Below are 6,046 nucleotides of genomic sequence, written 5' to 3' on the forward strand. Positions count from 1 at the left end.
ACGTGTCGGACCCGGACGGGGCGAGCGGCTTCGTGCGCGACGCGCGCGCCGCGCTCGGCGGGGTGGACGTGCTGGTGGCGAACGCCGGGGGACCCCGGCCCGGCGGGTTCGCCGACGTGTCCGACCCGGCCGAGTACGCCCACGCCTTCGCGCTGAACGCCCTCTCGATCATCGCCATGTGCCGCGAGGCGGTGCCCGGCATGCAGGACCAGCGGTGGGGGCGGGTGGTCGCGATCACGTCGATCTCGGTCCGTCAGCCCATCCCGAACCTCATCCTCTCGAACACGGCTCGGGCGGGGGTGACCGGCTTCCTGAAGACGCTGGCGCGGGAGGTCGCCCGCGACGGGGTGACGGTGAACTCGCTGCAGCCGGGGATGCACGACACCGACCGCATGCGCGAGCTGGGGGGCGTCCAGGCCGCGGCGGCGGCGATCCCGGCCGGCACGGTCGGGAGGCCCGAGGACTTCGGCGCCATCTGCGCGTTCTTGTGCTCGGACTCGGCTCGGTTCGTCACCGGGGCCGCGATCCCCGTCGACGGCGGCTCCTACGCGGGGCTGCAGTAGTGCTGCGCCACGTGGTCTGCCTGACCTGGAGCGAGGACGCCACCCCGGCCGAGGTCGCGGCCGTCACCGACGCCCTGGCCGAGCTGCCGGCGCAGATCCCGGACCTCCGGGCCTACAGCATCGGGCCCGACGTCGGGCTGGCGCCGGGGAACGCCGACTTCGCGATCGTCGCCGACTTCGACGACGCCGACGGCTGGCGCCGCTACCAAGCCCACCCGGCCCACCAGGCCGTGCTGGTCGAGCGGATCCGGCCCATCCTCGCGTCGCGCGTCGCCGTGCAGCTCGTGCTGCCCTGATCGACCGGCGGGGGCCGCGCGTACGCTGGACGGATGCCCCGCCGCCGGGTCCTCACGGTCCCGAACGCGATCTCCGTGCTGCGGCTGGCGTGCGCCCCGCTGCTGCTCTGGCTGCTCCTCGGCCCCGACAACCGGGGTGCCGCCTTCGCCCTGCTCGGCATGCTCGGCGCCACCGACTGGGTCGACGGCTGGATCGCCCGCCGCTACGACCAGGGCAGCGAGCTCGGCAAGGTGCTCGACCCGGTGGCCGACCGGGTGCTGCTGCTGGCGGCGGTGGTCGGGCTCCTCCTCGAGGGCAGCGTGCCCGCCGGGGTCGGCGCCGCGGTGCTAGCCCGCGAGGCCCTCGTGGCCGCGGCCACGCTCGGCCTCGCCGCCGCCGGCGCCCGGCGCATCGACGTGCAGTGGACCGGCAAGGCCGGGACCCTGGCCCTCATGTTCGGCCTCCCGGGCTTCCTGCTCGCCAACACGATGGCCGGCGGCGCCGGACGCGACGCGGTCCTGGGCCTGAGCTGGGTGTTCACCGGCGGCGGCCTGCTGCTCAGCTACCAGGCCCTCCTGGCGTACGTGCCCCTCGCGCGCGCCGCCCTCCACGACGGCCGCGCCGCCCGGCGGACCGAGCGGGTGGCGGCATGAAGGCGGTCATCCTCGCCGGCGGGGAGGGCACCCGGCTGCGGCCGCTGACGAGCAACCAGGCCAAGCCGATGATGCCGCTCGTCAACCGGCCGATGATGGAGCACATCGTCGCCCTGCTCGCGCACCACGGCTTCGACGACGTCGTCGTGACCGTCGCCTACCTCGCCAACCAGATCCGCACCTACTTCGGGGACGGGTCCGACTTCGGGCTCCGGATCCGCTACGCCAGCGACGAGCAGCCGCTCGGCACCGCCGGGTCGGTCCGCAACGCCTCCGCCGAGCTCGACGACACCTTCCTCGTGATCTCGGGGGACGTGCTCACCGACATCGACCTGTCGGGCCTCGTGAAGGCCCACCGGGACAGCGGCGCGGTGGCGTCGATCGGGCTGAAGCGGGTCGAGAACCCGCTCGAGTTCGGGATCGTGATCACCCGGCCGGACGGGTCGATCGAGCGTTTCCTCGAGAAGCCGTCGTGGGGGGAGGTGTTCTCCGACACCATCAACACGGGGATCTACGTGCTCGAGCCCGAGATCTTCGACTTCATCCCCGAGGGGGAGGTCGTCGACTTCGCCGGCCACGTCTTCCCCGACGCCCTCGAGCGCGGCCTGCCCCTCCACGGGCACGTCGCCGACGGCTACTGGGAGGACGTCGGGACCACGGAGGCCTACCGCCGCGCCCACGTCGACGTCCTCGACGGGCGGGTCCACGTCGACATCGGCGGCTTCCAGGTCGCCGACGGCGTGTGGCTGGGCGAGAACGCCGAGCTCGACCCCGACGCCCGCGTCGACGGGCCGGTCGTGATCGGGGACAGCTGCCGCGTCGAGGCCGCCGCGCACCTCGGCGAGTACACCGTGCTCGGGACCGACGTCGTGGTGCGCGAGGACGCCTCCATCGTCCGCTCCGTTCTCCACGACCACGTGTACGTCGGCCGCGGCGCCGGGCTGCGGGGGGCCGTGGTCGGCCGCTCGAGCGACCTGCGCGAGCACACCCGGCTCGACGAGGGGGTCGTCGTCGGCGACGAGTGCTTCGTCGGCCACCACGCGGTGGTGAGCGCGGGCGTGAAGATCTACCCGTTCAAGACCGTCGACGCCGACGCGGTCGTGAACTCCTCGATCATCTGGGAGACCCGCGGCGTGCGCACCCTCTTCGGTCGGCGGGGGATCTCGGGGCTCGCCAACGTCGACATCACCGCCGAGGTCGCGGTCCGCGTCGCCATGGCCTACGGCACCGCGGTGAAGCGGCGGGCGGTCGTGACCGCGAGCCGGGACACGAGCCGTGTGGCGCGAGGCCTGAAGCGGGCGGTCATCGGCGGCCTGAACCTGGCCGGCGTCACCGTCGACGACGTCGAGCTCGCCACCGTGCCCCTGACCCGGTTCCAGGTGCGCAACAGCCAGGCCCTCGGCGGCATCACGGTCCGGCTCGTCGCCGGCGACCCGGACAGCGTGGAGCTGCGCTTCTTCGACGCCGACGGCCGCGACATCGACGCCGCCATGCAGCGCAAGATCGAGCGGCTCCTCCACCGCGAGGACTACCGGCGGGCCTTCGCCGGCGACATCGGCGACATCGTGTACCCGCCTCGCGCCATCGAGTTCTACACCGCCGCCCTCGAGGGGTGCGTCGACGCGGCGCGACTGCGCGAGCACGCCGCGAAGGTCGTGATCGACTACTCGTTCGGCGCCGCGTCGACCGTGCTGCCCACGGTGCTCGGCAAGCTCGGCGCGGAGGTCCTCGCCGTGAACCCGTACGCGAGCACGGCGGCGGTCACGGCGGCGGAGCCGGACGCCCAGCGGGCCCGGGTGGGGGAGCTCGTGCGCGCGTCCGGCAGCCAGCTCGGCTTCGTCGTCGACGCCGCCGGCGAGACGGGCACCGTGGTCGACGATTCCGGGCATCCGCTCACGAACACCCAGGCGCTCCTGGCGCTGCTCCGTCTCGTCGTCGAGGTCGACCCGGCGGCGCGCGTCGCGCTCCCGGTGTCGACGACCCGCGAGGCGGCGCGAATCGTCGAGGCCGGCGGCGGGCAGGTGGTGTGGACGAAGCTCGCCGCCGCCGATCTCATGGAGGTCGCGTCCGGCGCGGGGATCCGCTTCGCGGGAACGAGCGGCGGCGGGTTCATCTGGCCCGCCTTCCTCCCCGCGTTCGACGCCGTGGCGACGCTCGCCCACCTGCTCGACCTCCTCGAGACCACGGGCCGGCGCCTGTCCACGATCGTGGACGGGCTGCCGTCGGTCCACGTCGTCCACGACAGCGTCCCGACCCCGTGGGAGCGGAAGGGCGCGCTCATGCGCGAGCTCGTCGAGCGGCCGCCGGCGGGCGAGGTCGTCCTCATCGACGGGGTGAAGGTCGTGGGCTCGGACGGGTGGACGCTGCTCGTCCCGGACCCCGAGGAGCCGGTCACGCACGTGTGGGCCGAGGCGGACACCGAGACGGCGGCGCTGCGACTGGCGCGGGAGCGGACCGAGGCCGTCGAGGAGCTGCTCCGATAGCCTGCGCCGCCACGAGGAGGCGACGTGGAGTTCCCGTCCGACCGCAAGTACAGCGCCGAGCACGAGTGGATCGCGGTCGACGGCGAGACGGCCCGCGTCGGCATCACCGACTACGCCCAGGACCAGCTCGGCGACGTCGTGTTCGTCCAGCTGCCCGCCGTCGGGCTCGAGGTGGTCGCCAACGCGGCGTGCGCCGAGGTGGAGTCCACGAAGTCGGTGTCGGAGATCTACTCGCCGGTCTCCGGCCGGATCACGGCGGTGAACGAGGCGCTCGCCGACGAGCCCGAGCGGCTGAACCGGGACCCGTACGGCGAGGGATGGATCTTCGCCCTCACGATCGCCGACGCCGGCGAGCTCGACTCGCTGCTCGACGCCGCCGCCTACCAGCGCCTCGTCGAGCAGGGCTGACCGGCTGCGATCGTTGATGCGTCGCGGGGTCGTCGGTACCCTCGAGGCCATGCGCTGCCGCCGCTGCGGGCACCAGAACGAGGCCGGCGCCAACTTCTGCTCGTCCTGCGGGGCCTCGCTCGGCGACGCCGAGGAGACGACGGTGTCGCTCCGGCTCCTCGAGGATCGCCAGGAGCTCGAGGCCGAGCTCGGCGCCCTCCTCGACGACCTGCCCGCCGACCTCGGGATGCTCGTCGTGCGGCGGGGCCCGAACGCCGGGAGCACCTTCGCCCTCGACGCCCCGGTGACGACGATCGGCCGCCACCCCGACTCGGACCTCTTCCTCGACGACGTCACCGTGTCTCGCCGGCACGCCGTGATCCGCCGCACCGCCGACGGGTACGAGATCGCCGACGTCGGCTCGCTGAACGGGACCTACCTCGGCGGGGCCCGCATCGACACCGCGCCCCTCGACGACATGGCCGAGCTCCAGATCGGCCGGTTCGTGCTCACCTTCCTGCTCGGCGGGCGGGCCGAGGTCCGGGCGTGAGCGCCCCCGCCCCCGCGGGCCACCTCTCGATCGGCGAGGTGCTCAGCTCGCTCCAGGACGAGTTCCCGGACGTCACCGTGTCGAAGATCCGGTTCCTCGAGAGCCAGGGGCTCATCGACCCCGAGCGGACCCCGTCCGGCTACCGGCGCTTCTACGCCCCCGACGTCGAGCGGCTGCGCTGGATCCTCTTCCAGCAGCGCGAGTACTTCCTCCCGCTGCGCGTGATCAAGGAGCGCCTCGACCGGTACGGGCGGACCGGCGCGCCGCCGCTGCGCTCCTCGAACGGCGAGCGGGCCGACCCGTCGGACGCGCCCGAGCCGCCACCACCACCGCCTCCTTCGCCGCCGCCGGTCGCGGCGCCGCCGGCGCCACGGGTCGCGCCGGACCTCACGCTGCCCCTCGAGGAGCTCGCCGACCCCGACGACGACCGGGCGGTGCTCGGGCCCGCACCGGCGCTGGACCCGGCGGGGGAGCGGACCCGCGCCGAGGTGTGCGCGGAGCTGCGCATCAGCGGCGACGCGCTCGAGGAGCTCGAGGCCTACGGGATGCTGCAGCCGGTGCAGGGCTCCGGGGAGACGGCCCGCTACGACGACGAGGCCTTCGAGACGGCGCGGGCGGCGGCGCCGTTCTACGCCCGAGCGGCGACGGCCCGGCACCTCCGCATGTACCAGCACTTCGCCGAGCGCGAGGCCGAGCTCTTCGCCCGGGTGCTGTTCCAGTACCGGCGGCAGCGCAACCCGGCGGCGCGGGCCCACCTCGAGTCGGAGCTGCAGGAGCTGGCCCGGGCCGCCACCCGCCTGCGGGCCCTCATGCTGCGGCGAGCCACGCGCGACGCCTTCCAGGAGTGACGCCGCCGGTCGCGGCAGCGCGCGTGCTCCTGGACCGGGCCGCGCTGCGCGCGCGCGTCGAGGACCTGGCCGGCCGGATCGCGGCCGACAGTCCCGACGGGGTGGTTCTCGTCGGGGTGCTGAAGGGCGCGCTCGTGTTCCTCGCCGACCTGGCGCGCGCCATCCAGGCCGTCGACGTGCAGATCGACTTCCTCGCCATCTCCCGGTACGCGCCCGACAGCGGGCGGGTCCGCATCCTCCAGGACCTCGAGCTCGACGTGGCCGGGCGGGACGTCGTCCTCGTCGA

General features: G+C 74.2%; 8 protein-coding genes. All 8 read left to right on the forward strand.

The features are described from left to right. Nucleotides 1-563, forward strand: a 563-nt coding sequence (locus tag VG869_15910) for an SDR family oxidoreductase (GenBank protein HEV3452669.1), incomplete at its 5' end; no start/stop codon positions are given. Beyond that, on the forward strand, nt 563-859 hold the full coding sequence (locus VG869_15915) for a Dabb family protein (GenBank protein ID HEV3452670.1): 297 nt from the start codon (nt 563-565) through the stop codon (nt 857-859). The genes VG869_15910 and VG869_15915, both read left to right, overlap by 1 nt. A 33-nt stretch (nt 860-892) precedes the next feature. Next, nucleotides 893-1,492 (forward strand): CDP-alcohol phosphatidyltransferase family protein, encoded by a 600-nt coding sequence (locus tag VG869_15920; GenBank protein ID HEV3452671.1) that lies wholly within the window; start codon nt 893-895, stop codon nt 1,490-1,492. Further along, on the forward strand, nt 1,489-3,975 hold the full coding sequence (locus VG869_15925) for a sugar phosphate nucleotidyltransferase (GenBank protein ID HEV3452672.1): 2,487 nt from the start codon (nt 1,489-1,491) through the stop codon (nt 3,973-3,975). The genes VG869_15920 and VG869_15925 overlap by 4 nt, the downstream gene beginning before the upstream one ends. 24 nt (nt 3,976-3,999) lie before the next feature. Beyond that, on the forward strand, nt 4,000-4,383 hold the full coding sequence (gcvH, locus tag VG869_15930; GenBank protein HEV3452673.1) for a glycine cleavage system protein GcvH: 384 nt from the start codon (nt 4,000-4,002) through the stop codon (nt 4,381-4,383). A gap of 49 nt (nt 4,384-4,432) precedes the next feature. After that, nucleotides 4,433-4,912: an FHA domain-containing protein gene (locus tag VG869_15935; protein ID HEV3452674.1), complete on the forward strand. Its 480-nt coding sequence runs from the start codon at nt 4,433-4,435 to the stop codon at nt 4,910-4,912. Beyond that, nucleotides 4,909-5,760, forward strand: a complete 852-nt coding sequence (locus VG869_15940; protein HEV3452675.1) for a MerR family transcriptional regulator — start codon at nt 4,909-4,911, stop codon at nt 5,758-5,760. The genes VG869_15935 and VG869_15940 overlap by 4 nt, the downstream gene beginning before the upstream one ends. A 23-nt stretch (nt 5,761-5,783) precedes the next feature. After that, nucleotides 5,784-6,046, forward strand: a 263-nt coding sequence (locus VG869_15945) for a phosphoribosyltransferase family protein (protein HEV3452676.1), incomplete at its 3' end; no start/stop codon positions are given.

The sequence above is a fragment of the Acidimicrobiia bacterium genome, assembly GCA_035948415.1.
GTDB lineage: Bacteria > Actinomycetota > Acidimicrobiia > IMCC26256 > PALSA-555 > PALSA-555.

Excerpts from the sequence above, each read along its gene's own strand:
- VG869_15920 (HEV3452671.1), top strand. The coding sequence starts at position 893 with ATGCCCCGCCGCCGGGTCCTCACGGTCCCGAACGCGATCTCCGTGCTG.
- VG869_15925 (HEV3452672.1), top strand. The coding sequence starts at position 1,489 with ATGAAGGCGGTCATCCTCGCCGGCGGGGAGGGCACCCGGCTGCGGCCG.
- VG869_15935 (HEV3452674.1), top strand. The coding sequence starts at position 4,433 with ATGCGCTGCCGCCGCTGCGGGCACCAGAACGAGGCCGGCGCCAACTTC.